We start from the raw sequence: 23579 nt of genomic DNA, 5'->3' as shown, positions 1-23579 counted from the left end.
GCCGCCGCGCCTGCGTGTCCGCGCCCGTACGGCCGGGTGACCGTGTCCCCGCCTCGTGCCGCCGGGCGGGCTTGCGTCCACGCCCTGCGCCGCCGAGCGGCCCCTCCCGCGCCCCGTAACGTCGCTCGGGCTCCCTCCCTGCCCCGTAGCACCGACCGGCCCCGCGCCCCGTAGCGCCGCTCGGGTCCCCTCCCTCGCCCCGTACCGCCGCTCGGGCTCCCTCCCTTGCCCCGTACCGCCGACCGGCCCCGCGCCCCGTAACGCCGCTCAGGTCCCCTCCCGCGCCCCGTACCGCCGACCGGCCCCCCGCCCCGTACCACCGGCCCGGTCCTGCCCTGCCCCCCGCCGACCGGATCAACACCCCCATCCCACATGCCGCCCGCGTCCGCGCGCCGCCCCCACCCCGACGGGGGTCCCGCCCCCACCCCGACGGGGGTCCCGCCCTCCCCTCGCAGGGTCCCGCCCTCCCCTCGCAGGGTCCCGCCCTCCCCTCGCAGGGTCCCGCCCCCCACCCCTCTTACCGCCGAGTAATATCGCGCGCGCCCGCCCTCTCCGAGGAGGAGACCCATGCCCCGCTCCGCACGCTCGCCCCTGCTGCTGGCCGGTCTGCTGGCCACAGCGGGCGCCGCCCACTTCGCCGCCCCACGTGTCTTCGACGCCATCGTGCCGCGCGCCCTGCCGGGCGCCCCCCGGACCTGGACCTACGCCAGCGGCGCCGCCGAACTCGCCCTCGCCGCCGGCCTCGCCCTGCCGCGTACCCGTCCCCTCGCCGCGCGCGCCGCGACGGCGTTCTTCGTCGGGGTCTTCCCGGCCAACGTCAAGATGGCCGCGGACTGGCGCCACCGCCCCGCATGGCAGAAGGCCGTCGCCTACGGACGGCTGCCGCTCCAGATCCCGCTGGTGCTGTGGGCCCGCGGCGTCGCCCGGAACCCGTGGGGGCAGGCGTGAGCGGGCGTCCCGGGCCCGGCGACACCGCCCCGGACTTCACCCTTCCGGACGAGACCGGCACCGAGCGCACCCTGACCGGCCTGCTCGCCGACGGTCCCCTGGTGCTGTTCTTCTACCCCGCCGCGCTCACCCCCGGCTGCACCGCCGAGGCCTGCCACTTCCGCGACCTGGCCGCCGAGTTCGCCGCCGTCGGCGCCCGGCCGGCCGGCATCAGCGGCGACCCCGTCGAACGCCAGCAGGAGTTCGCCGGCCGGCACGGGCTCGGCATGCCGCTGCTGTCCGACCCCGACGGCACCGTCCGTGAACGGTACGGGGTGCGGCGCGGCTTCGCCCTCGCCCCGACCAGGCGCGTCACCTTCGTCATCGCCGAGGACCGCACCGTGCTCGACGTCGTCCGCAGCGAGCTGCGGATGGCCGCCCACGCCGACCGGGCCCTGGCCGCGCTGCGCGCCCACCGGCCGCCGGGCGCCGCATCCGGACCGACAGCGGTTGATAGCGGGACGTAAAGGGATGATCCTGGACGGCATGGAGCACGTCCCCGCTGCGGCGGTCGTGGACACCGAGGGCCTGGTGACGGGGTGGAGCGAGGGTGCCCGGCACCTGACCGGGTACCCGGCCGGCGAGGCCGTCGGCCGGCCCGCGCGCGACCTGCTCGCCCACGACCCCCCGCCCGGCGCCGTGACCGCGCTGTCGGGCACGGCGCTGGTGCGCCACCGGGACGGCTCCACGGTGGTGCTCCACCTGCGCGGCTGGCCGCTGCTGACGGCGGACGGCGCACCGGGCGGGTACGCGGTCACCGCCGAGCGCCCCGGCGGCCCGCCCGTCCTCACCGGGGAGACCTTCCAGCAGTCCTCCCTGCCGATGTCCGTGCACGACACCACCCAGCGCTACCTGGGCGTCAACGACACCGCGCAGCGGATGCTCGGGGTGTCCGAGCAGGACCTGCTCGGACGGCGCCTCCCGGAGGTCATGGAGGACGTCTCCGCCAACGGCTCGGGCTTCGACCGGCACCTGCGCCAGGTGGCCGAGACCGGCCGCCCCGCGTACTACGACACCACCTCCCCGGCCTCCTCCCCGCTCGGCGAGCACGCCTGGCGCGTGGAGATGTGGCCGGTGCGCGACGCGTCCGGCGCGGTCACCGCCGTCGCCATGGCCGGCTTCGAGACCACCGAGCAGCACCGGGCCCGCCGTCGCCTGGCCCTGCTCAACGAGGCCGCGGCGGGCATCGGCACCACCCTGGACGTCGTCCGCACCGCCGAGGAGCTGATCGGGCTGCTCGTGCCGGACCTGGCCGACTTCGCCGCCGTCGACCTGCTCGACTGGGTGCTCGGCATCGACGAGCCGGCCATGACCGACGCCGCCGACGTCTCCCTGCGCCGGGTCGCGCACAGCTCCGCGCGAGAGGGCTACCCCCGGCCCACCCCCCATCTGGGCGAACAGGTCGTCCACCCGCCGTACTCGGCGACCGCCCGCGCGCTCCGGGAGGGCCGGACGGTGCTCGGCAGCCCCGGCGAGCCCGACTTCGAGCGCTGGATGCGGCTGCGCAACGAGCAGGCCCCGCACAACCGCGACTGGCGCGGCACCGTCCGCTCGGCCCTGGCGGTGCCCCTGCGCTCGCGCGGCACCGTCCTCGGCGTCGTCCTGCTCGCCGTCGCGGCCCCGCGGGAGCCCTACGTCGGCGACGACGTCGTCCTGGCCGAGGAACTCGCCAGCCGGGCCGCCGTCTGCGTGGACAACGCCCGCCGTTTCGCCCGGGAACGCGGCACCGCGCTGGCCCTCCAGCACAGCCTGCTCCCCACCGGCCTGCCGGGGCAGGTCGCGGTGGAGGCGGCCCACCGCTATCTGCCGTCGGGGTCGGCGGCCGGGATCGGCGGCGACTGGTTCGACGTGATCCCGCTCTCCGGCAGCCGGGTCGCCCTCGTCGTCGGGGACGTCGTCGGCCACGGCATCCCCTCCTCGGCCACCATGGGCCGGCTGTGCACGGCCGTCCGCGCCCTCGCCGACGTGGACCTGCCGCCCGACGAACTCCTCACCCACCTCGACGACCTGGTCACCCACCTCACCGTCGACGGCGCGGGCGACGAGGCCGCCGAACTGGGCGCCACCTGCCTCTACGCCGTCTACGACCCGGTCACCCGCCGCCTCACCCTGGCCGCCGCCGGCCATCCCGCGCCCGCCGTCGTGCTCCCCGACGGCACCGCGACCCTGGTCGCCATGTCCGCCGGACCACCGCTCGGCGTCGGCGGCCTGCCGTTCGAGGCGACCGAGCTGGAACTGCCCGAGGGCTCCGTCGTCGCCCTCTACACCGACGGCCTGATCGAGGACCGGGACCGCGACATCGACCACGCCACCGCCGAGCTGTGCCGCGCCCTGACCGCGCCCGCCGCCTCCCTGGACGCCCTGTGCGACTCGGTGCTCAAGGCCGTGCTGCCCGAGGAACCCGGCGACGACGTGGCCCTGCTGCTGGCCCGTACCCGGGCGCTGGGCGCGGACCAGGTCGCCACCTGGGACATCGCGCCCGACCCGGCGCAGGTGGCCGCGGTGCGGACCTCCGTCATGGACCGGCTGGCCGCCTGGGGCCTCGCGGAGACCGCGTTCGTCACCGAACTGGTCGTCAGCGAACTCGTCACCAACGCCATCCGCTACGGCGAACCTCCCATCCAGCTGCGGCTCATCCGCGACCACAGCCTGATCTGCGAGGTCTCCGACGGCAGTTCCACCTCACCGCACTTGCGCCGGGCGCACGCCTTCGACGAGGGAGGCCGGGGACTGCTGCTGGTCGCCCAGCTCACCCAGCGCTGGGGCAGCCGGCAGACCGGCGGCGGCAAGACCATCTGGGCCGAGCAGCCGCTCCCCGAGCAGGACTGACCCGCCGCCGCACGCGCCCGGCCCCCGCTCAGAACTCCTCGTGCACCTCGGGGTCGCCGCCGAGCCTGCGGTGCGGCCGGTCCGCGATCGCCCGCATCTGCTCCGCGTCCAGCTCGAAACCGAAGACGTCCAGGTTCTGCCGCTGCCGCACCGGGTCCGCCGACTTCGGCACCGGCACCGCGCCGAGCTGCACGTGCCAGCGCAGCACCGCCTGACCCGGCGTCACCCCGTGCGCGTCGGCCACGGCCGCGATCGCCGGGTCGGCCAGCAGGTCGCTGCCCCGGCCCAGCGGGCTCCAGCTCTCGGTGCGGACGCCCTTGCGCTCGTGGAAGGCGCGCAGCTCCTCCTGGGGGAACAGCGGGTGCAGCTCGATCTGGTTGACGGAGGGCAGCACCCCGGTCTCCTTCTCCAGGCGCTCGATGTGCTCCGCGGTGAAGTTCGAGACGCCGATCGACCGGACCAGGCCCTCCTCGCGCAGCTTGATCATGGCCTTCCAGGAGTCGACGTACCGGTCGGCGCGGGGCAGCGGCCAGTGGATCAGGTACAGGTCGACGTAGTCCACGCCGAGCCGGGCGCGGGACTGCTCGAAGGAGGCGAGGGTCTCCTCGTAGCCGTGGTGCCGGCCGGGCAGCTTGGTGGTGAGGACGATCTCCTCGCGGGGCACGCCCGAGTCGGTGAGCCCCAGGCCGACGCCGGTCTCGTTGCGGTAGTTGGCCGCCGTGTCGACCAGGCGGTAGCCCGCGCCGAGCGCCTCGGCCACCGCCCGCCGCGCCTCGGCGTCGTCCATCGGCCAGGTGCCCAGCCCCAGGGCGGGGAAGGCGGTGCCGTCGTTGAGCGGATGTGCCGGAATGCTGCTCACGGGAGGACCTCTCTCGACTGCGTACGGATACGGGTACTCCTCCAGCGTCCGGGACGGCACCGCGATGATCAACCCGGCGTCGCGCCCCGAGGCGCTCTCGCCATACCGCGCGCGGGCTGTCACGATCTTTGGCATGACGACGGACGAGGCCGCGGCGGAGCGGACGGCAGGGCGGGGTACGGGCATCGAGGTGCGGCCCGCCGCGGGACACATCGGCGCCGACATCACCGGCGTCGACCTCGCGGCGGACCTCGACGACGCGCAGGTCGCCGCCATCCGCGCGGCCGTGCTGCGCTGGAAGGTGGTGTTCTTCCGCGGCCAGCGGCTGGACCACGCCGGGCACGTGGCCCTCGCCCGCCGGTTCGGCGAACCGGTCGTCCTGCCCCGGCGCGGCAAGGCGTCGCCGCCGGACGTCCCCGAGGTGGAGACCACCGCCGACCGGCTGGAACTGGGCGGACGGTTCGGGATGGAGCACGACGAGTGGCTCGCGCGCCGCCGCCACACCCTGCTGCGCGGCTGGCACTGCGACCACGGCGCCCGCGTCGACCCGCCGGCCGCGACCATCCTGCGCGCCGAGACCGTACCGCCCTACGGCGGCGACACCACCTGGTCCAACCTGGCCGCCGCCTACGCCGGACTCTCCGCGCCGCTGCGGGCGTTCGCCGACGGCCTGCGCGCCGAACACCGGCTCGGCGTCGGCTACCAGCCCCGCCCCGGCGACGACGCCTACGTCCGCCGCCTCCTCGACCACCAGATCGCCACCGTCCACCCCCTGGTCCGCGTCCACCCGGAGACGGGGGAGCGCGTCCTCTACGTCAACGGCTACTACGTCGAGCAGATCACCGGCCTGTCCCGCCCCGAGAGCGCGGGCATCCTGCAGGTGCTCCTGGAGCAGGCGACCCGGCCCGAGTACACCGTCCGCTTCCGCTGGGAGCCGGGCAGCGTCGCCTTCTGGGACAACCGGGCCACCATCCACCTCGCGCCCGGTGACAACACGCACCTGGACCACCCGAGGATCATGCACCGGGTGATGCTCGCCGGTGACGTCCCGGTCGGCGTCGACGGCCGCCCCTCCGAGCCGCTCACCGGGAGCGCCCCCGGCCGCTGGTGACGCCCGGCCTCACCGCAGCGGGAACGTCACCTCGTCCTCGACGGGCGGGTCGGTCTCCTGCGCCCGGTTGCCGGTGGCGGCGAAGCAGCGCAGACGCACCGCCTCCGGGGTGACGTCCAGCCGCAGGAAGCACTTGAAGAACGGCGGGCTGTACGTCGCCGACCCCGGCGAGAACACCTGCGTGTAGATCTTCCGCACCGGCAGCCGGAACCGCTTCCTCTTCCCGGGCCGGCGACCGGTGCCCAGCAGCCCCGCCACCAGCCGCACCCGCCGGGTGACCCGGACCGCCTCGCCCGGCCGGGCCCGGGTCGGCCCGATCCCGAGCCGCTCGGCGACCACGGCCGCCGCCTCGGCCTCGGTGAGGGTGAAGAAGCGGCGCAGCCGCAGCCGGCGGCCGTACAGCGTGCTGTAGAAGGCGAGCGAGTCACCGCGCAGCGGATAGCAGCGGAAGTCCCGCTCGGTGACGCCGCCGACCGCGACCCGCGGGATGGTGTGGGTGGCGTGCGTGAACGCCCCGCCGCCGCCCGCGACCACGTACTGGATCGTCCGGCCGCCCACGTCGACCGGATAGCGCTGGTAGTTGTGGATGTCCCCGCCGATCGCCGCGACGTAGTGGTGGTCCGGATCGCGGACGACGTCGTCCACGGTGCCGCCGCCCTCGATCACGCACGGGTGGTGCTCGCCGTCCACGTACAGCGGCGAGCCGGTGACCAGGATCTTCGGCCGGGGCCCCCGGGACACCTCCCGCAGCCACGCCCCCTGCTCGGCGTCGAGAGTGCCCAGCAGCCCGGTGTCTATCCCGACGATCCGCACCGGCCCCGCGTCGATCGCCCAGTACGGCCCCGGCTGCACGGCCCGCTGGCCGGGCGCGGCACGCAGGGCGCGCGCCTCGGCCAGGCGCCGGCCGTCGTCCGGGCGGGGCCGGTGCCACAGCAGGGCACGCAGCCAGGCCCGGCCCGCCGGCCGGGGCGCCGGCTCCGGCGGCAGCGGCGGGGCGTCGTCGCAGAAGACCCGCATGAAACCGCCGAGGTCCTCGTACCAGTCGTGGTTCCCCGGTATCGCGTAGATCGGCGCCGGATAGTCCTGGTAGGGGCGGAAGAACTTGGCGGCGTAGTCGTCGGCGCTGCCCACCGGGTAGATCACGTCACTGGCCAGCACGGCGAACCGGGTGCCGGCGCCGGCCCGCAGCAGGCCCGGAACGACGGCGTACTGCGGATCGCCGCCCTCCCCGGTGTCCCCGATGACCAGGAAGGAGAACCGGTCGGGGTCGTCCCGGCGGATCACCTTGTCGGCGGGTGCCCCGGCCGCCGCCCGCTGCGCCACCCACCGCGCCCGGGTACGGCCCGTGGGGTCCCCGAACCAGGAGGCCAGCACGCCGTTGCGGGCGGCCCACAGGGTCCGCGGGTCCAGCCAGGACAGCTTCTCGGCCCGTTCCGGCACGAGCTGCCGGTACGCGCCGCGTTCCGCGGCACCCCAGCCGGCGCCCTCGGCGGTGTCACGTGAGGAGTCAGACATCCCGGCACCGTAACAACGCGCCGCGGACCGGGCCTTGGCGGGTGCGCGGGACCAACGGCGGTGCGGCCGGACCGGGTTCGTCCCGGCGGCGGTCTGTGCGCCCCCTCCCGGGACGCCTGCCTCAGTCCCGCGCCTGGAACGTCCGCTTCAGCAGGTCGAACAGCTCCGCCCAGTGCCGCTCGGTCGCGGCCTCGTCGTACGAGGCCGTGTCGGCCTGCGTGTACCCGTGCGCCGCGCCGGCGTAGACCTCGCAGCGGTGCCGTACCCCGGCCTCGGTCAGTGCCGCCTCCAGCCGCTCCTGCGCTTCCGGCGGCATGGAGTGGTCCTGGTCGGCGTGGGCGAAGTACACCTCGGCGGTGATCCGGCCGGCCAGCCGGTGCGGGCTGTCCGCGTCCTCGGTCGCCAGGCCGCCGCCGTGGAAGCCGGCCACCGCCGCCACCCGGTCCGGGTAGGTGCCGGCCGTGTACAGCGCGAGCCGGGCGCCCATGCAGTAACCGGTCAGCGCGACCGGCCCGTCCGCCGCCTCCGGGCGGGCGGCCAGCCAGTCGAGGTACGCCCGCGCGTCCCGCATCGCGAGCTCCGGCGTGAGGGACCGCATGACCGGCCCGAGCTGCTGGAAGATCTCCGGCCGGGCCTGTGGGTCGATGAACTCCGGCAGCTCCACGACCGGCGCCCGCCCGTGCCGGTAGAAGACGTTGGGCACCAGCACGGTGTACCCGGCCCCCGCCAGCCGGTCCGCCATCGACCGCAACTGCGGCCGGAGCCCGAAGGCGTCCATGCAGAGCAGCACCGCGGGATGCGCCCGCCCGTCGTCGGGACGCGTCAGATACGCGTCGGCGGTGCCGTCCTCGGTGGGGATGTCGACAGCGGTTCCCTGTACGGCGGTCATGAGCCGGCCTGCCTTCCTGTGATGACGTCGGCACGGGCCCGCTCGGGGCACGGGCGGACCCGCCTCATCGTGGCACGGCCCGCCGCCGCCCCCGCCGACCGCCCCCTCGCCCGTGACCCGCCTTTTACCCGCTCACTCGAACCGGGCCGGATCGCCCGCGCCGACCCGGACGATCTCCGGCTCGCCACCGGAGAAGTCGACGACCGTGGTCGGCTCGGTGCCGCACTCCCCGGAGTCGACCACCGCGTCCACCACGTGGTCGAGCCGGTCCTTGATCTCCCAGCCCTGCGTCAGCGGCTCCTCCTCGTCGGGCAGCAGCAGGGTGCTGGAGAGCAGCGGCTCGCCCAGTTCCGCGAGGAGCGCCTGGGTGACGACATGGTCGGGGATGCGCACACCGACCGTCTTCTTCTTCGGGTGCTGGAGCACCCGCGGCACCTCGCGCGTCGCGGGCAGGATGAAGGTGTAACTGCCCGGCGTGGACGCCTTCAGTGCCCGGAACACGTCGTTGTCCAGCCGTACGAACCGCCCGAGCTGCGCGAAGTCCTGGCACACCAGCGTGAAGTGGTGCCGGTCGTCCAGCCGGCGGATGGACCGGATGCGGTCGATGCCGTCCCGGCTGCCCAGCCGGCAGCCCAGCGCGTAGCAGGAGTCCGTCGGATACGCGATCAGCGCGCCCGCGCGGACGCTCTCCGCGATCTGGGCGATGCCGCGGGGCTGGGGGTTGTCGGGGTGCACGTCGAAGTACTTCGCCATCCGCCGAGCTTAAGCCCCGGCCCGCCCGGCAGGCGCGACCGGGATGATGGGGCGGGAGACGGAACGATCCTGGACGGAAGGAGTGGGACGACGTGGCGGGCCGGGAGGACCACGGGGAGCGGGAGCGGTGGGCGGAGGAACTGCTCGGCCGGCTCAGACCGACCGGGGACGGCGTGCCCGGCGTGGTGGAGTGGCTCGCCGGCACCCTGCGCGCGGACGTGTCACTGCGCGAGGGCACCGGACGGCTGCTGGCCGGCACCCCGGCGGAGCTGGACGCGGCGCTGCTGCGGGACCTCGCCGCGGGCCGGATCGCCTCCGCCGCCTGCGAGGACGCCGGGCACCACCTGCGCCTGGTCCGGGTGGACCGGGGCGGCGCGGAACCGGCCGCGGTGCTCGCGGTGCGGCGTGCGGCCCCCTTCGGCCCGGCGGCCTCCACCGTCGTCGCGCGGACCGCGCAGGCGCTCGCGCTGCTGCTGACCGCCCGCGCCTCGGCCGAGGCCGGGTACCGGCTGGAGCGGGCCACCGCCGATCTGCGGCTGGCGATCCTGCAACTGCTGATGGTCGAGGAGACCGTCTCCGCCCGCCGGGTCGCCGCCGGGTTCTGGCCGGGACTGCTCGACACCGACACGGCCGTCGTCCACGTCGTGGAGACCGACCCGGACCGGCGCGACCGGCTGGCCCGGGACTGCCGGGAGGCGACCCGGGAACAGGCCCTCGTCGTGCGCTGCCCGGCCCGGGACGGCCATGTGATCGTGGTGGCGCCGCGCGACGACACCGGGGAGGAACTGCGAGCGGTGATCGCCCGGCATCCCGGGGCCCTGCTCGGCGGCAGCGTCCGGCAGAGCCTGGTGCGCACGGCCACCGCCTACGGGCAGGCCGTCAGCGCCCTGGCCGTGGCCCGGGTCCGCCCCGGCCGGACGGCCGTGTACGCCGAGCGGACCCGTCCCGAACGGCTGATGGACCCGGCGGAGCTGCGCGCCTGGACGGCCCGGGTCCTGCGCCCGCTCGACGGGCTGGCGCACCACACCCGGGCCGAGCTGCTCGCCACCGCCCGTCTCGGCCTGGAGTTCACCGCGGTGGACGCGGCGAAGATCCTGGGCGTCAGCCGCAACACCGTCCGCGCCCGGATGGACCGGGTCGCGGCGCTGCTTGGCGCCGACTTCACCGACCTGACCGTCCGGGCCACCGCCCACCTCGCCCTGAACGCCGAGGCCGGCGCCCCGCACTCCGCCGCACGGGAGACCGGGCGGCCGGAGCAGCCCCGGCTCACCGACCTGCTCACCGGGCCCGCGCTGCGGGCCTGGGCCGGCGGTCTGCTGGCCCGCCTCGATCCGGACCCGCGGAACCTGCGTCGCACCCTGCGCACCTGGATCGCCGCCGGCGGCAACGCCGAGCGGACCGCCCTGGCGCTGGGCCTGCACCCGCAGACCGTGCGGGAGCACCTGCGCGGCGCGGAGCCGGTCCTCGAACGGGGTCTGCTGGCCGGCGGCGGCGATCTGTACGAGGTCGTCCTCGCCCATCTCGCCGCCGGCGACCTCGCCCACCCCGCGCTGCCCGGGACGAACCCGCCCGATCCGGACGCGACCATGCACAGGTGAGTCCGGACGGCGGGACAGCGGGCACCGGCGCGCTTCCCAGCGGGTGAGCCGTGCCCCTAGGTTTCAGCACCGCGGGGGCTCGACCGGAACGGGGGACCGGTCGCGCCCCCGCCGGCGTGTCAGCCGTTCGGCAGGATCACCGCGCGGCCGTTGACCTTGCCGTCGTGCAGCCGCTGGTAGGCGAGCGGGGCGTCGTCCAGGGAGTACGTCTCGGTGTGCACCGACACGGCCCCGGCGCGGGCCAGTGCCAGCACCTCCATCAGCTCGCTGCGGCTGCCCCAGTACGGCGCCGAGACCGACACCTCGAACGGGGTGAGGCCGAAGCCGACCGGGAGCGGCGCGCCGCCGATGCCGACCAGCGTGACGTCGGCCTCGACACCGGCGACGCCCGCCGCGGTCTTGACGGTGGGGGCCACGCCGACGAAGTCGAACACGGCCTGCGCGCCGATCGGTCCGGTGATCTCCCGGACCGCCTCGACGGCGCCGGCGTCGGACAGCACCGTCTCGTGGGCGCCGACCTCCCGGGCGAGGCGCAGCTTGTCCTCGCTGACGTCGAGGGCGATCACCCGGGCGGAGGTCAGGGCGCGCAGCAGCTGGATGGCGACGTGGCCGAGACCACCGGTGCCGATGACCACCGCGGTAGAACCCGGGCCCAGCTTCGGCAGGGACTTCTTGATGGCGTGGTACGGCGTCAGACCGGCGTCGGTCAGCGGCACGGCCGCGACCGGGTCCAGGCCGTCCAGCGGGACCAGGTGCCGGGGGTCGTCGATGAGCAGGTACTCCGCCATCGAGCCGGGACGGCCGAGCCCCGGCGGGTGAATGCCCAGCTCGTCGGCGCGCAGGCAGTAGTTCTCCTTGCCCTCCGCGCACTTGGCGCAGGTCCCGCAGCCCCAGGGGCCGTAGACGGCGACCGCGTCGCCTTCCGCGAGTCCGGTCACGCCGTCGCCCAGCGCGGCGACGGTGCCGACGCCCTCGTGGCCGAGGGTGAGCGGAAGCTCGTACGGGAAGCCCTCGGCGGGCCACTCCATCACGGCGATGTCGGAGTGGCACACGCCGGCGGCGGTGACCTTCAACAGCACCTGTCCGGGCCCGGGTTCCGGGTCGGGGACCGTGACCACCTCGGGGGGTGACCCGATGGTGCGGTACTGCAGAGCCTTCATGGTCGAACTCCTTCGTTCGGTTCTCTCCCCCCTGCGGGTGGGTGAGGTCAGACGGCGGTGTAGGCGCCGTCGACCAGGTGGTAGCTGCCGGCGATGAAGGAGGCGCGGTCCGACAGCAGGAAGGCGATCAGCTCGGCGACCTCCTCGGAGGTGCCGAGGCGTCCGGCCGGGTGCAGGGCGACCAGGCCGTCGTAGGCGTCCTGGTCCATGGACTTCAGCAGGGGCGTCTCGATGAAGCCGGGGCCGACCGCGTTGATCCGGATGCCCTTGGCGGAGTACTCGGCGGCGGCGGTCTCGGTCAGCCCGACCACGCCGTGCTTGGCGGCGACGTAGGCGGCGCTGCCGGCGAAGCCGACCTTGCCGAGGATGGAGGCGACGTTGACGATGGCGCCGCCCTTGCCCGCGGCCTCGATGACCGGCAGCTCGTAGCGCATCGAGTAGAAGACGCCGTCCAGGTTGGTGCGGACGACGCGGCTGTAGGCGTCGATGTCGTACTCGCCGGTGGGGGCGCTGGGGCCGCCGATGCCGGCGTTGTTCACCGCGAGGCCGAGGGAGCCGAAGGTGGCGACGGTGAACGCGACGGCGGCCTCGACGGACTCGGGGCTGGTCACGTCCAGCCGCACGGCGGCGGCCTCGATGCCTTCCGCCTCCAGGGCGGCGGCGGCCTGCTCGGCCCCCTCGGTGTTGTAGTCGGCGATGACGACCTTCGCGCCGCCCCGGCCGAGGCGGCGGGCGGTGGCCAGGCCGATGCCGGAGGCGGCGCCGGTGACCAGGGCGGCGCGGCCGGCGAACTCGGACGCGTGGTCGGTGACGGGGGTGGTGTCCGAAGTGCTCATGGTGCTCTCACTCTTCCGTGGTGCTGTCGGCGACCGCGGCCGCGGCCTCCGAGGTCAGGGCGTCGTAGGCCCGCTCCACGAGGGCGGCGAGGTCTGCGGCTCCCGGGTTCCGGTCGCCCTGCCGGGCCCAGACGCGCAGGGCGGCGACCAGGACTCCGGCGGCGGCGTCGACGACGGCGGCGGGGCGCACGTCGAGGGCCCCGTCCGTGCCGAGCCGTGCGGCGATGATGCGGATCGACTCCTCCTGGGCGTCGACCCGGATGCGCTGGTAGGCGCCGAAGAGGGCGGGCTCGCTGTCGATCAGCGCGAGCAGCCGGCGCATCCGCGGGCGCAGCTGCCACGGCGGGTCGTCCGGATCGGTCAGCCACGCGCGCACCGCCCTGCGGTACGCGGTCAGCGGGGGCTCGTGGGCCGGGCGGGCCCGCAGCAGCGCGTTGATCCGGTCGCCGTCGCGGCGGACGAAGTCGAGGGCGGCGTCCTCCTTGCCGGCGAAGTGCCGGCTGAAGGTGCGGCGGGTGACGTCCGCGCGCTCCGCGATGGCCTCCACGGTCGTCGCCGCCGTCCCCTGGCTCAGGATCAGGTCGCAGGCGGCGTCGGCGAGCGCGTCCCGGGTCCGCCGCGCCTTGCGGCGGCGCCGGTCCTCGGGGGAGTCCGCGGGCTTCGCTGCCTTCATGCCGTCCACGGTACACCCGTCGATGTCCCAGTGGGACATATGTCTCGATGGGACATCCGGCCCACTGGGACTGGGGGCGCGGGGACTCGGTGAACCGGCCGGTTCCGCTGCCGTGTACGGCTCCGGAACCGGGTACCCGATCGGCTCACGAGCGCACGAACGACAGGAAGGGGCCGGGCGTACGGCGGCGGGGACGGACACCGCCGCCGCCGCGCCGTCCGGCCCGGACCGGCCGGTCGCGGGGGACCCGGTGCCGTGCGAGTGTCGGGAGTGACTGATCCCGCGCGGCCGGGTACCCGGGACGCCCACGCGACCGGCCGACGGCCGCCGCCTCGTCACGCGCACGGCCGCGGCGGCCACGAGTCGAAGGAGCCGAAGAGGAATGACCGACGTATCGAGCCAGGGTCCCGCTCCCGGCGACGACCGGAAGGTGCTCACCAACCGGCAGGGACACCCGGTCTACGACAACCAGAACCAGCGCACGGTCGGCGCCCGCGGGCCCGCCACGCTGGAGAACTACCAGTTCCTGGAGAAGATCAGCCACTTCGACCGGGAGCGCATCCCCGAGCGTGTCGTGCACGCCCGCGGCGTCACCGCGTACGGCTACTTCGAGGCGTACGGCGCCTGGGGCGACGAGCCGATCGACCGGTACACCCGGGCCAAGCTGTTCCAGGAGCGCGGCAAGCGCACCGACATCGCCCTGCGCTTCTCCACCGTCATCGGCGGCCGGGACTCCTCCGAGGCGGCCCGCGACCCGCGCGGCTTCGCCGTGAAGTTCTACACCGAGGACGGCAACTGGGACCTGGTCGGCAACAACCTGGGTGTCTTCTTCATCCGGGACGCCATCAAGTTCCCGGACGTCATCCACGCCCTGAAGCCCGACCCGGTCACCTTCGAGCAGCAGCCCCGGCGCATCTTCGACTTCATGTCGCAGACGCCGGAGTGCATGCACATGCTGGTCAACCTGTTCAGCCCGCGGGGCATCCCCGCCGACTACCGCCACCAGCAGGGCTTCGGCGTCAACACCTACAAGTGGGTGAACGCCCAGGGCGAGACCAAGCTGGTCAAGTACCACTGGATGCCCAAACAGGGCGTGCGCAGCATGACCGAGGAGGACGCCGCCAACGTCCAGGCGGAGTCGACCGGCCACGCCACCAAGGACCTCTACGAGGCCGTGGCCCGCGGTGACTACCCCGAGTGGGAGCTGCTAGTCCAGATGATGGACGACCACGACCACCCGGAGCTGGACTTCGACCCGCTGGACGACACCAAGACCTGGCCCGAGCAGGAGTTCCCGCCCAAGCCGGTCGGCAGGATCGTGCTGAACCGGATGCCGGAGAACTTCTTCGCGGAGAACGAGCAGATCTCCTTCGGCACCGGCGTCCTCGTCGACGGGCTGGACTTCTCCGACGACAAGATGCTGGTCGGCCGGACCTTCTCGTACAGCGACACCCAGCGCTACCGGGTCGGCCCGAACTACCTCCAGCTGCCGGTCAACCAGGCCAAGAACGCCACCGTGCACACCAACCAGCGCGACGGCCAGATGACGTACTACACCGACGGCGGCCAGAACCCGTCGGTGAACTACGAGCCGTCGATCACCGACGGCAGCCTGCGCGAGGCCGAGTACCCGACCCACGACGAGCAGGGCCCGGAGATCCGGGGCCGGGTCACCCGCAAGCGCATCCCGCGCACCAACGACTACCTCCAGGCGGGCCAGCGCTACTGCCTGATGGAGCAGTGGGAGCGGGACGACCTGGTGAAGAACTTCGTCGACCTGCTCTCCGAGTGCGACCGTCCGGTGCAGGAGCGGATGGTGTGGCACTTCCTGCTGGTCGAGAACGACCTCGGGCTGCGGGTCGGCGAGGGCCTCGGCATCTCGCCGGAGGACGTGGCCGGCCTGGAGCCGCTGGCCAGCCAGGACCTCACCGACGAGGACCGCAAGCGGCTGTCCAACCTGGGCAAGAACCCGCCGCGCGACGTCGAGGGCCTCACCATGACCCACTGCGTGCCGAACGAACGGCACGTCGTCACGCGCTGAGCGCTCAGGCGGCGAGAGCCTCGCGGGCGACCGCGACGGCCTGCTCGGCGTAGCTCCGGCCGAACAGCACGGCGTGCACCAGCAGCGGGAACAGCTGGTGCACGCCGACGCGTTCGCGCCAGCCCGCCGCGAGCGGCGCGGCCCGGTCGTAGGCGGCGAGGACCGTCTCCAGGTGCGGGCAGCCGAAGAGGCGGAGCATCGCCAGATCGGTCTCGCGGTGCCCGCCGTGCGCGGCCGGGTCGATCAGCCGGACCGCGCCGTCGGCGCCCCACAGCACATTGCCGTTCCACAGGTCGCCGTGGAGCCGGGCCGGCGGCTCGGGCGGCCCGGCCAGTCCGGGCAGGCGCGCGCAGACCCGTTCGACGTCGGCCGCCTCCGCCGGACGCACCGTGCCGGCGTCGACCGCCCGGCGCAGATACGGCAGCACCCGGTGCTCGGCGTACCAGCCCGGCCAGTCGGTACCGGGCACATTGCGCATCGGCGCCCGCCCGATGAACGCCTCCACCGGCCCGTCCGGCGGCGCGGCGCCGAACGCCGGGGCGCCCGCGGCGTGCAGCGCCGCCAGCTCCCGGCCGAACCGCTCCGCCGCCCGCGCGTCCGGCCGGCCCTCCGCCACCAGGTCGGTGACCAGCCAGTGCCGGTCCGCGCCGCGCACGGCGGGGACCGCGACGGCCCCCGCCCGCGCCAGCCAGCGCAGCCCGGCCGCCTCCGCCCGTACCGCGCCCTCGTCGTCGCGCTTGACCATCACCGTCCGGCCGTCGTCGAGGGCGACCTCGGTGAGCGCCACGGACCGGCGGCGCTCAGCAGTCACCGCCCGCCCGGTCAGCCGGGCCGCCACGCCACCGGGAGTGTCGCCGTCCGTCGCGTCCATGCCGCCCACCCTACGAGGGGCCGTCCCGCCGACCCGGTGAAAACCGCCGGGCCCGCCGATCGAACGGACCGGCGGCGGGGGACCAGTGGGACCATGACCAGTTCAGCGTTCCCCCGCACGATCATCCTGCCGCCGCCCGTGTGCGAGCAGGCCGCGCAGCACCTCGAACACGCGGTACGGCGGGCCATCGACGGGGCCGCCGCCCCGTGGCGCGCCTTCCGCGGCGCCGACGGCGACGACTTCGAGATCCCCGTCTCCGTGGTCGAGCAGGCGGCCGGCTGCCTGCTCGTGCTGGCCGCCGAGAGCGCCCAGCACCTCCGCCCGTCCGCCCTGCGCGCCCTGATCACCGTCGCCCTGCACCTGCGGGACGCCGCCGAGGCCGTCCGCCGGCCCACCCTGCCGAGCACGCCCTGGTGACGGCGGACCTCCCGGGACGGCGCGGGCGCCCCGCGCCCCCGGCCGTCCCGGCTCAGACGCCGGCCACCCGCAGCGACGCCCACAGCGCCACCGTGGCGGCCACCAGCGTCGCCGGTACGGCGATCAGCCCGAGCCGGGTGAAACGGCCGAGGTCCACGGCGATGCCCCGGTCCCGCAGGATGCGCCGCCACAGCAGGGTGGCCAGCGACCCCACGTAGGTCAGGTTGGGGCCCAGGTTCACGCCGATCAGCACCGCGAGGACGGGGCCCGGCCCGGCCGGCGCGGCCAGCGGCAGCAGGGCCAGCACGGCCGGCAGGTTGTTGATCAGGTTGGCCAGGACGGCGGCCACCGCCGCCACCCCGAGCAGCGCCGGCAGGGAGTCGCCCGAGGGCAGCACCCGGGCCAGCCCGTCGGCGAGCCCGCCGGCCACCACGGCCTGCACCACCACGCCGAGGGCGAGCACGAACAGGCAGAACAGCGGGGACGCGGCGCCGACCAGTTCCCGTACCCCGGCCCGGCGCCGCAGCAGCGCCCGGCCCCCCAGCACCAGCACGCCGCCCAGCGCGGCCCACGCCGGCTCGATCCCGAACGGCGAGGTCACCGCGAACCCGGCCAGCGTCAGCCCGAGCACGACCAGGGTGAAACGGGGCACCGCCGGCCCCGCCACCGCCTCGGGCACGGCCTCCGGCGCGGCCGGGGCGGCCAGGTCGGCACGGAAGAAGCGCCGGAAGACGGCGTACTCGACGGCGATCGACACCAGCCAGGGCAACGCCATCAGCACGGCGAACCGGGTGAAGGTCAGCCCGCTCGCGGTGAACGCCAGCAGATTGGTGAGGTTGGAGACCGGCAGCAGCAGGGACGCCGAATTGGCCAGGTGGGCCGTGGCGTACAGGTGCGGGCGGGCGACCGCGCCGGCCCGCGCCGCGGTGGCCAGGACCACGGGGGTGAGCAGGACCACCGTGGCGTCCAGACTGAGGACGGCGGTGACCGCGCAGGCCAGCAGGAACACACCCCCGAGCAGCCGCCGCGGGCTGCTCCCGTACCGGCGGGCCACCAGCGCGCCGGCCGCATCGAACAGGCCGTCGCGGGCGCAGAGGTGGGCCAGCACCAGGATCAGCGCGAGGAAGCCGACGACCGGCAGCAGACTGCGGACCTGCTCCCACGCCGCGTCCGGCGAGACCGTGCCCAGCGCCACGGCGAGCGCGGCGGCGGGCACGGCGGCCGCCGCCTCCGGCAGCCCCCGGGGACGTACGACGGCGAAGACCAGCACGCCCAGCAGCAGGACGACCGGGACGGCCTCGGAGACGACGGCGGTGTTCAGCGGGTTCTCCTGGATCGGCTTCGGTACGGGAACGGCGGCGGCGCCGGCCGGGAAGCGGCGCCGCGCACGCCCAGGATCGCATCCGGTACGGGGCACACCGGGCGCCCGTCCCTCCCGTGGCCTGCGCGGATGTGGCCGAGCCCACGCCCCGGGGGAGACCCGGACCCTGGTCCGCGCCGGTCACCGCGGGCTACCGTGACCGGCGTCCCCACCTCCCCGCAGACCCGTACGGACGGCCCGGCAGTGCACGCAGAACTCACCCCGGTCATCGCCGCCACCGCCCAGTGGCTCACCCGCGCCTACCCGGCCTCCGGCGGCGCCCACGCCGCCGCGCTCTGCGAGGCGCAGGCCCGCCAGGCCGTCACGGTCGCGGCCCGGCTGCGCTATCCGACGGCGATGGACGCCGCGCTGGCCGGCGTGGCCGGTCCCGGCGGCTCCGCCCGGCTGGACCGGCTTGCGGGCGCCGACGACGCGACGGCCGAGGCCCTGGCGGAGCAGCCCTGGCGCAGCTGGGTCGACGAGACCGTGGCGAGCTGGGCCGCCTGCCTGCTGGGCGACCCGGGCCTGGCGGACCGGGCCGTCGCCGCGCTCGGCCGGGCCGCGGGGGCGGTCACCGGCCTCGCACCCACCGCGTACCGGCGGCTGCTCGCCCCCGACGCCGGGGACCGCCGCGCGGCGGTCCTCCTGCGCCACCCCGACCTCCTCGCCCCCGTGGCGGCCCTCCACCGCACCGGGCTGCTGACCCGCCTGACCAGGGGGCCGGCCCTGGCCGCCTGAGCGCTCCGGCCGTGTGACCGGGTGCGGTGCCGGGCCGGCGGGACGGCGGTGCCGGGGGCTCGCTGTGCCACCTCGACCGGACGGCCCCGGTGGTCCGGGGCCGACCCGTCCGGCCGGGGTCCGGCAGGGGCTGCCCGAGCGTCCGCCCGGCGAGCCCCCGCGTGGGGTCAGGCCGCCGGGGTCGGTGCCGAGCGGCCCGGGACCTCGGCCTCCTCCGTGCGTAAGGTCAGCGGGACGGTGACGCGGCGTCCGCGCAGCAGGGGGCACGCGCCGCTGGTGCCGACGACGGGCAACCCGCCCGCGACCAGGGCGCCGCGCGCCCCCGCCGGCGCCGTCAGCAGACCGACGGCGGGCGCCCGCCGAGGCGCTACACCGCGCCGACGCTGCCCCACACCCCGGGCACCCGGCCCCGCAGGCGGGCGGGCGGATCGGTCTGGAGGACCGCCGCGCCGGCCGTGTCGGAGACGGACTCCGCCACCGCCGTCGGCGGCACCGCCACCAGCAGGACGGTCATCGAGGGCGGCATCCCGGCCGGCACCTGGAGCAGCCCGCCGGCCGCGGCCGGCGCGCCCACCAGCCGCACCGGGGTCCGCCACAGAGCCGGGCGCGGCAGGGGCGTACGGGGCACAGGGGACGTCGGAGTATGAAGGCGACTCGGCGGGGCACTCGGGGCGCGGTCGTCAGCGTCGCGCGGAGGAAGGAAGGTCGTCCTCATGATGCCGATGGCGGCGTTCGCCATGAAGACCGGGGCACGGGCCCCCTGGGACCGTGCCCTGGTGACCGGGGGAGCGGGGTTCGTCGGCTCCCACCTGTGCACCCGGCTGCTGGATGCGGGCGTCGAAGTCGACTGCCTCGACGACCTCTCGACCGGCCGCGCCGGGAACGTGGCCCACCTCGCGGGCCGCCACGGCTTCCGCTTCCTGGAACGGGACGTCGCCGGCCCCGGCCTGCCCGGCCTCCTCGACGGCCCCTACGACCTGGTGCTGCACCTGGCCGGACCCGCCCGCCCCGGCGCCGGGTGGGACCGCCCCCCGGCCCTCCTGGACGCCGCGAGCACCGGAACCCGGGCCGCCCTGGACATCGCGGGCCGGGACGGCGCCCGGTTCCTGCTCGCCTCCGCGCCGCCGCCGGACGCGGACGACCCCTTCGACGCGCACGGGGCGTACGCCGAGGCCCTCCGGTTCTCCGAGGCCCTGGTGGCCGCGCGGGCCGGCGATCCCGGTGCGCACGCCGGGATCGTGCGGCTGTTCACGGCCTGCGGCCCCCGGATGCGGACGGACGACGGCACGGTGCCGGGCGCCTTCCTCGCCCAGGCGCTCGCGGGCCGCCCGGTCACCCTCGCCGGGGACGGCGGACGCCGGCACTCCCTGTGCTACGTCGACGACCTGGTCGACGGGGTGCTGCTGGTCGCGGCCGGCCGGTCGGTACGGCCGGTCGACCTCGGCGGGGACGAGACGCCGACGGAAGCGGAGATCGCCCGCCGGGTGATCGAGCTGACCGGCTCCGACGCGCCGGTGACCTGCACCGGACGGCCACCGGGCGACCCCGCGGGGCCCCGCCCCGCCACCGGCTTCGCCCAGGAGATCTTCGGCTGGATGCCCGGCGTGACCTGGCAGGAGGGCCTCGCGCGCACCGTCGCCGCGCTCACCGAACGCCCCGGTCCGGTGCCGGCCACGGTGGTCCGCGCCGACGAGGGGGGCTGGGCATGAAGGCGCTCGCCGTCCACCCCGGCGGTTTCGGGGACGTCCTGCCGGCCGGCCCGGCCGTACGGGCGGTGGCCACCCGCGCCGGGCGGGTCACCCTGCTGTGCGCGCCCGGCGGGGCCCACGCCGCGCGCCTGCTGCCCCAGGTCGGCGACGTCCTCCTCTGGGCCCCGCCCCCGGGACCCACCGCGCCCCCGCCGGACCCCGCCGGCCCCGACACGTCCGGCCTGCTGCGGCACCTGCGGCGGGAGGCGTACGACATCGCCCTCGTCCCCGGCCTGCCCCACTCCCTGGCCGGCCGCGCGCCTGCTGCACACGGCACGGACACGCCACGCCGCCGGCGCCCGTCCCGGCGCGGGCGCGCGCCCCGCTCCGGGCGTGGACACCGCTCACGGTGCGGACCCCGCCCCCGGCACGGACCCGCGCGCCATCCCCGCCCCCGCCCGCGCCGCGCCGCACGCCGCCGCCGCGCTGGGCTTCGGACTGCGGCCCGGGGACGACGGCCGGCTCCGGGTCCACCCGGTCCCTGACACCGCCTCCCTCACCGGGAACGGCCCGTACGTGGTCGTCCGTCCCGGAGCGGGCGACCCGGGCCGCGCCCGGGACGCCGCGTACGGCGCCGGGCTCGTCACCCGGCTCTGCGACGCCGGCCACCGGGTCGTCGTCACCGGTGGACCGGACGAGGCCGCCCTGACCCGCGCGGCCACCGGCGACGCGGCCGTCGACCTCGGCGGCCGTAGCGGCCCGCGCGCCCTCGCCGGTGGGCTGAACTCCGCCGACCTCCTCGTCACCGCCTCCGCGGGCCCGGCCCACCTGGCCGCCGCGGTCGGGACACCGGCGGTCGGCCCGGAGCGGAACCGCCCCGGCCCCGAGTCCGTCGTCCGCGAGGCCGCGAACGCCCTGACGGCGGACCGCTGAAGCGCCCCGGGCCACCGCGCCTTGCCCTGTCCGCCGGCCGAAACATCGCCCCACCGCCCGGACTTACGCGCATCCGCCAGTCATCACGCCGCCAGTTCTGCGTGTTGACACGACATAAGTTGGGGATATCGTCGACGCAACCGCAGCCCGTAACCTTCCGGAGTCATCCGTGGAACGCGTCGTTCACACCAGCCGCCGGGCCGAGACCGACCGGCGCGTGCCGTCCCGCCCGGCGCGGACCGGGTCGCCCGATGCCCCCGCTCCGGCCCCGGACCTGCGCCGCGCCGCCGCTCGGGTCCTCGCCGCCAACTGGACCGGTGCCTCCACCGTGCCCTCCCGCACGCTCTACCCCCACCAGTGGAGCTGGGACTCGGCCTTCGTCGCCATCGGCCTGCGTCACCTCTCGGCCCACCGCGCCCAGCGCGAACTGGAATCCCTGTTCGCCGCCCAGTGGGCCGACGGCCGCCTCCCGCACATCGTGTTCAACCCGGCGGTCCCTGCGGACGCCTACTTCCCCAGTCCCGACTTCTGGCGCTCCTCCCGGGCCGGCCGTGCGGCCGGCGCCCCCACCGCACCGGAGACCTCGGGCATCGTCCAGCCGCCGGTGCACGCCCTGGCCGCCTGGCTGGTCCACGGGGCCGACCCGGAGCTGTCCCGCCGCACCGGCTTCCTCGACCGCGCCTACCCGCGGCTCACCGCCTGGCACGACTACCTCCTGAACCGCCGTGACCTCGGCGGCGGGGGACTGGCGGCGGCCGTCCACCCGTGGGAGCCCGGCACCGACAACAGCCCCTGCTGGGACCGGGCCCTCGCCCGCGTCACCGCCGCCCCGCCGGACACCTTCCGCCGCGCCGACCTGGACCACGGCCACCCCCACGACCGGCCCACCGACCTGGACTACGGCCGTTACGTCCGCCTCGCGGGCGACTACCGCGACGCCGGCTACGACGACCGGGCCGCCCGGCCCGCCTTCGCCGTCGAGGACCCTTGCTTCAACGCCCTGCTCATCGCCGGCGAGCACGCGCTCGCCGCGGCCGCCCGCGCCCTCGGCCGCGACGCCGCCCCGCACACCGCGCGCGCCGCCGCCCTCACCCGGGCCCTGCTCACCCGGCTGTGGGACGCCGAGGCCGGTCTCTTCCGGGTCCGCGACCTCGGCCCCGACACGCTGGTCGGCGAACGGGCGGTCACCGGCCTCGTCCCGCTCCTCGTGCCGCACCTGCCGCCCGGCGTGGCACACGCCCTGCGCCGCACCCTCGCCGGACCGGCCTTCGCCGCCCCCGCCACCCGCCTGGTCCCCAGCTACGACCTGACCGGCTCGGCCTTCGACCCGCAGCGCTACTGGCGCGGCCCGGCCTGGTTCAACACGGCCTGGCTGATCCACCGGGGCCTGCGCGCCCACGGCTTCCGCCCGGACGCCGACCGGCTGCGGCACGGCTTCCTCGCCGAGGCCCGCCGGTCCCGTTTCGCCGAGTACGTCGATCCCGTCACCGGCGCGGCGCGCGGCGCCCGGCACTTCTCCTGGACCGCCGCCCTCGCCCTCGACCTGCTCCACGCGCCCGCGGAGGTTCCGCGGCCCTGAAGCCGCCCGCCGCCCGGAACGTGCGTCAGTGCCGCGAGACCTTGCCCAGCACCCCGCCCGCGGCGCCCGCCGGACCCGCCGCCACCTTGACCGAACGGCGCACCAGACGGGCGTCGTGCCGCAGGCCCCGCGCCGCGTGCCGGCCGCGCCACACCACCGAGGGGGCGCCGCCGGTGTCGTCGGCCGCGACCAGCAGGCCGCCCAGCATGGACAGGTTCTTGAAGAAGTGGATGCGCTGCCGGGCGCGGGCGGCCGGGTCCTGCTCCTCCCAGAAGCGGTGCGCCGCCAGCGTCGTCGGCACCAGCGTCGCGGCAAGGGCCAGCGCCGCCAGCCGGGGACAGCGCCCCAGCCCGAGCAGCACACCGCCCGCCACCTGCACCGCCCCGTTGATCCGCACGAGCTGCTCGGTGTCGTCCGGCAGCGCGTTCACCCGGTCGGCCACGGGCCGCACCACGGCTTCGGCGGTCGGGGCCGCGTCCTGGGGACTGCGGACCGCGTGCAGACCGCCGGTGACGAACATGGAGGCCAGCATCGGCCGGCCGGCCAGGCGCAGAAGACTCATCGTGTGCTCCAGAAGTGGGGTGCCGTACAGCCCCCGCCGGGTTCCCCGCCCGCTCCTCGCCAATCGGCACCCGGCGCCGGGCGGACCAAGAACCTCGCGCACGGATCTTGACCCGGCCAGGACGGGCCACTTAGCGTTCCGGCACTGGTAGGCGATTGAAACGATTCATCCCCCTCCCCC

General features: G+C 75.9%; 22 protein-coding genes. 11 read left to right on the top strand and 11 right to left on the bottom strand.

The annotated features are described in order from the left end of the window. Window positions 1-567: 567 nt before the first annotated feature. The 3 genes from Sdagh_RS09415 to Sdagh_RS09405 are packed head-to-tail and all read left to right on the top strand — an operon-like array spanning window position 568 to window position 3816. Window positions 568-948: a DoxX family protein gene (locus tag Sdagh_RS09415; protein ID WP_190078471.1), complete on the top strand. Its 381-nt coding sequence runs from the start codon at window positions 568-570 to the stop codon at window positions 946-948. Further along, on the top strand, window positions 945-1454 hold the full coding sequence (locus Sdagh_RS09410) for a peroxiredoxin (RefSeq protein ID WP_190012193.1): 510 nt from the start codon (window positions 945-947) through the stop codon (window positions 1452-1454). The genes Sdagh_RS09415 and Sdagh_RS09410 overlap by 4 nt, the downstream gene beginning before the upstream one ends. 19 nt (window positions 1455-1473) lie before the next feature. Beyond that, window positions 1474-3816: a SpoIIE family protein phosphatase gene (locus Sdagh_RS09405; RefSeq protein WP_189424472.1), complete on the top strand. Its 2343-nt coding sequence runs from the start codon at window positions 1474-1476 to the stop codon at window positions 3814-3816. A 28-nt stretch (window positions 3817-3844) separates the two neighbouring features. On the opposite strand, the gene Sdagh_RS09400 is transcribed toward Sdagh_RS09405, so the two are convergent. Next, on the bottom strand, window positions 3845-4675 hold the full coding sequence (locus Sdagh_RS09400) for an aldo/keto reductase (RefSeq protein ID WP_189424470.1): 831 nt from the start codon (window positions 4673-4675) through the stop codon (window positions 3845-3847). A 133-nt stretch (window positions 4676-4808) separates the two neighbouring features. Here Sdagh_RS09400 and Sdagh_RS09395 point away from each other — a divergent pair, with 133 nt between their 5' ends. Beyond that, complete coding sequence (locus tag Sdagh_RS09395) at window positions 4809-5786, top strand: TauD/TfdA dioxygenase family protein (RefSeq protein ID WP_189424468.1); 978 nt, start codon at window positions 4809-4811, stop codon at window positions 5784-5786. A 9-nt stretch (window positions 5787-5795) separates the two neighbouring features. Here Sdagh_RS09395 and Sdagh_RS09390 read toward each other — a convergent pair whose 3' ends face one another. From Sdagh_RS09390 to Sdagh_RS09380, 3 genes are all read right to left on the bottom strand, one after another. Beyond that, window positions 5796-7301, bottom strand: coding sequence for a metallophosphoesterase family protein (locus Sdagh_RS09390; protein WP_189424461.1), 1506 nt, complete (start codon window positions 7299-7301; stop codon window positions 5796-5798). 121 nt (window positions 7302-7422) lie between these two features. Further along, complete coding sequence (locus tag Sdagh_RS09385; protein ID WP_189424458.1) at window positions 7423-8190, bottom strand: dienelactone hydrolase family protein; 768 nt, start codon at window positions 8188-8190, stop codon at window positions 7423-7425. Window positions 8191-8322: 132 nt separating this feature from the next. Further along, window positions 8323-8943, bottom strand: a complete 621-nt coding sequence (locus Sdagh_RS09380; protein WP_189424456.1) for an L-threonylcarbamoyladenylate synthase — start codon at window positions 8941-8943, stop codon at window positions 8323-8325. A 92-nt stretch (window positions 8944-9035) separates the two neighbouring features. Here Sdagh_RS09380 and Sdagh_RS09375 point away from each other — a divergent pair, with 92 nt between their 5' ends. Then, window positions 9036-10541, top strand: a complete 1506-nt coding sequence (locus Sdagh_RS09375; RefSeq protein ID WP_189424454.1) for a helix-turn-helix domain-containing protein — start codon at window positions 9036-9038, stop codon at window positions 10539-10541. Window positions 10542-10660: 119 nt separating this feature from the next. Here Sdagh_RS09375 and Sdagh_RS09370 read toward each other — a convergent pair whose 3' ends face one another. Genes Sdagh_RS09370 through Sdagh_RS09360 form a run of 3 tightly spaced genes read right to left on the bottom strand, consistent with a single transcriptional unit; the run spans window position 10661 to window position 13210 of the window. Further along, window positions 10661-11701, bottom strand: coding sequence for an NAD(P)-dependent alcohol dehydrogenase (locus Sdagh_RS09370; protein WP_189424452.1), 1041 nt, complete (start codon window positions 11699-11701; stop codon window positions 10661-10663). A 47-nt stretch (window positions 11702-11748) separates the two neighbouring features. Beyond that, window positions 11749-12537: an SDR family NAD(P)-dependent oxidoreductase gene (locus tag Sdagh_RS09365; protein ID WP_189424450.1), complete on the bottom strand. Its 789-nt coding sequence runs from the start codon at window positions 12535-12537 to the stop codon at window positions 11749-11751. A gap of 7 nt (window positions 12538-12544) precedes the next feature. Next, on the bottom strand, window positions 12545-13210 hold the full coding sequence (locus Sdagh_RS09360) for a TetR/AcrR family transcriptional regulator (RefSeq protein WP_189424448.1): 666 nt from the start codon (window positions 13208-13210) through the stop codon (window positions 12545-12547). Between the two features lie 382 nt (window positions 13211-13592). Here Sdagh_RS09360 and Sdagh_RS09355 point away from each other — a divergent pair, with 382 nt between their 5' ends. Next, window positions 13593-15251 carry a catalase gene (locus Sdagh_RS09355; protein WP_189424446.1) on the top strand — a complete coding sequence of 553 codons (1659 nt, stop codon included), beginning with the start codon at window positions 13593-13595 and terminating at the stop codon, window positions 15249-15251. A gap of 4 nt (window positions 15252-15255) precedes the next feature. Here Sdagh_RS09355 and Sdagh_RS09350 read toward each other — a convergent pair whose 3' ends face one another. Beyond that, on the bottom strand, window positions 15256-16122 hold the full coding sequence (locus Sdagh_RS09350; protein WP_189424436.1) for a fructosamine kinase family protein: 867 nt from the start codon (window positions 16120-16122) through the stop codon (window positions 15256-15258). 93 nt (window positions 16123-16215) lie between these two features. On the opposite strand from Sdagh_RS09350, the gene Sdagh_RS09345 reads away from it, so the two are divergent. After that, window positions 16216-16539, top strand: a complete 324-nt coding sequence (locus Sdagh_RS09345; RefSeq protein ID WP_190078473.1) for a hypothetical protein — start codon at window positions 16216-16218, stop codon at window positions 16537-16539. Between the two features lie 52 nt (window positions 16540-16591). Here the strand turns inward: Sdagh_RS09345 and Sdagh_RS09340 are convergent, their stop codons facing one another. Beyond that, entirely contained in the window at window positions 16592-17875 is a 1284-nt protein-coding gene (locus Sdagh_RS09340) for an SLC13 family permease (protein ID WP_372478429.1), read from the bottom strand. Between the two features lie 228 nt (window positions 17876-18103). On the opposite strand from Sdagh_RS09340, the gene Sdagh_RS09335 reads away from it, so the two are divergent. Then, on the top strand, window positions 18104-18637 hold the full coding sequence (locus tag Sdagh_RS09335; RefSeq protein ID WP_189424432.1) for a hypothetical protein: 534 nt from the start codon (window positions 18104-18106) through the stop codon (window positions 18635-18637). Between the two features lie 367 nt (window positions 18638-19004). On the opposite strand, the gene Sdagh_RS36930 is transcribed toward Sdagh_RS09335, so the two are convergent. Further along, window positions 19005-19265: a hypothetical protein gene (locus Sdagh_RS36930; protein ID WP_372478424.1), complete on the bottom strand. Its 261-nt coding sequence runs from the start codon at window positions 19263-19265 to the stop codon at window positions 19005-19007. Between the two features lie 85 nt (window positions 19266-19350). Between Sdagh_RS36930 and Sdagh_RS09325 the strand changes: the two genes are divergently transcribed. From Sdagh_RS09325 to Sdagh_RS09315, 3 genes are all read left to right on the top strand, one after another. Next, entirely contained in the window at window positions 19351-20346 is a 996-nt protein-coding gene (locus Sdagh_RS09325; protein ID WP_189424430.1) for an NAD-dependent epimerase/dehydratase family protein, read from the top strand. A gap of 372 nt (window positions 20347-20718) precedes the next feature. Then, a complete protein-coding gene (locus Sdagh_RS09320) occupies window positions 20719-21258 on the top strand; it encodes a glycosyltransferase family 9 protein (protein ID WP_226534907.1) in 540 nt (179 codons plus the stop codon). Between the two features lie 217 nt (window positions 21259-21475). Continuing rightward, window positions 21476-22837, top strand: a complete 1362-nt coding sequence (locus Sdagh_RS09315) for an MGH1-like glycoside hydrolase domain-containing protein (RefSeq protein WP_189424523.1) — start codon at window positions 21476-21478, stop codon at window positions 22835-22837. Between the two features lie 25 nt (window positions 22838-22862). Here Sdagh_RS09315 and Sdagh_RS09310 read toward each other — a convergent pair whose 3' ends face one another. After that, complete coding sequence (locus Sdagh_RS09310) at window positions 22863-23399, bottom strand: DoxX family protein (RefSeq protein WP_189424428.1); 537 nt, start codon at window positions 23397-23399, stop codon at window positions 22863-22865. Between the last annotated feature and the right edge of the window lie 180 nt (window positions 23400-23579).

The organism is Streptomyces daghestanicus, assembly GCF_020521275.1.
GTDB classification, from domain to species: Bacteria; Actinomycetota; Actinomycetes; order Streptomycetales; family Streptomycetaceae; genus Streptomyces; species Streptomyces griseoviridis.
This window is presented reverse-complemented; position numbering and strand designations above follow the sequence as displayed.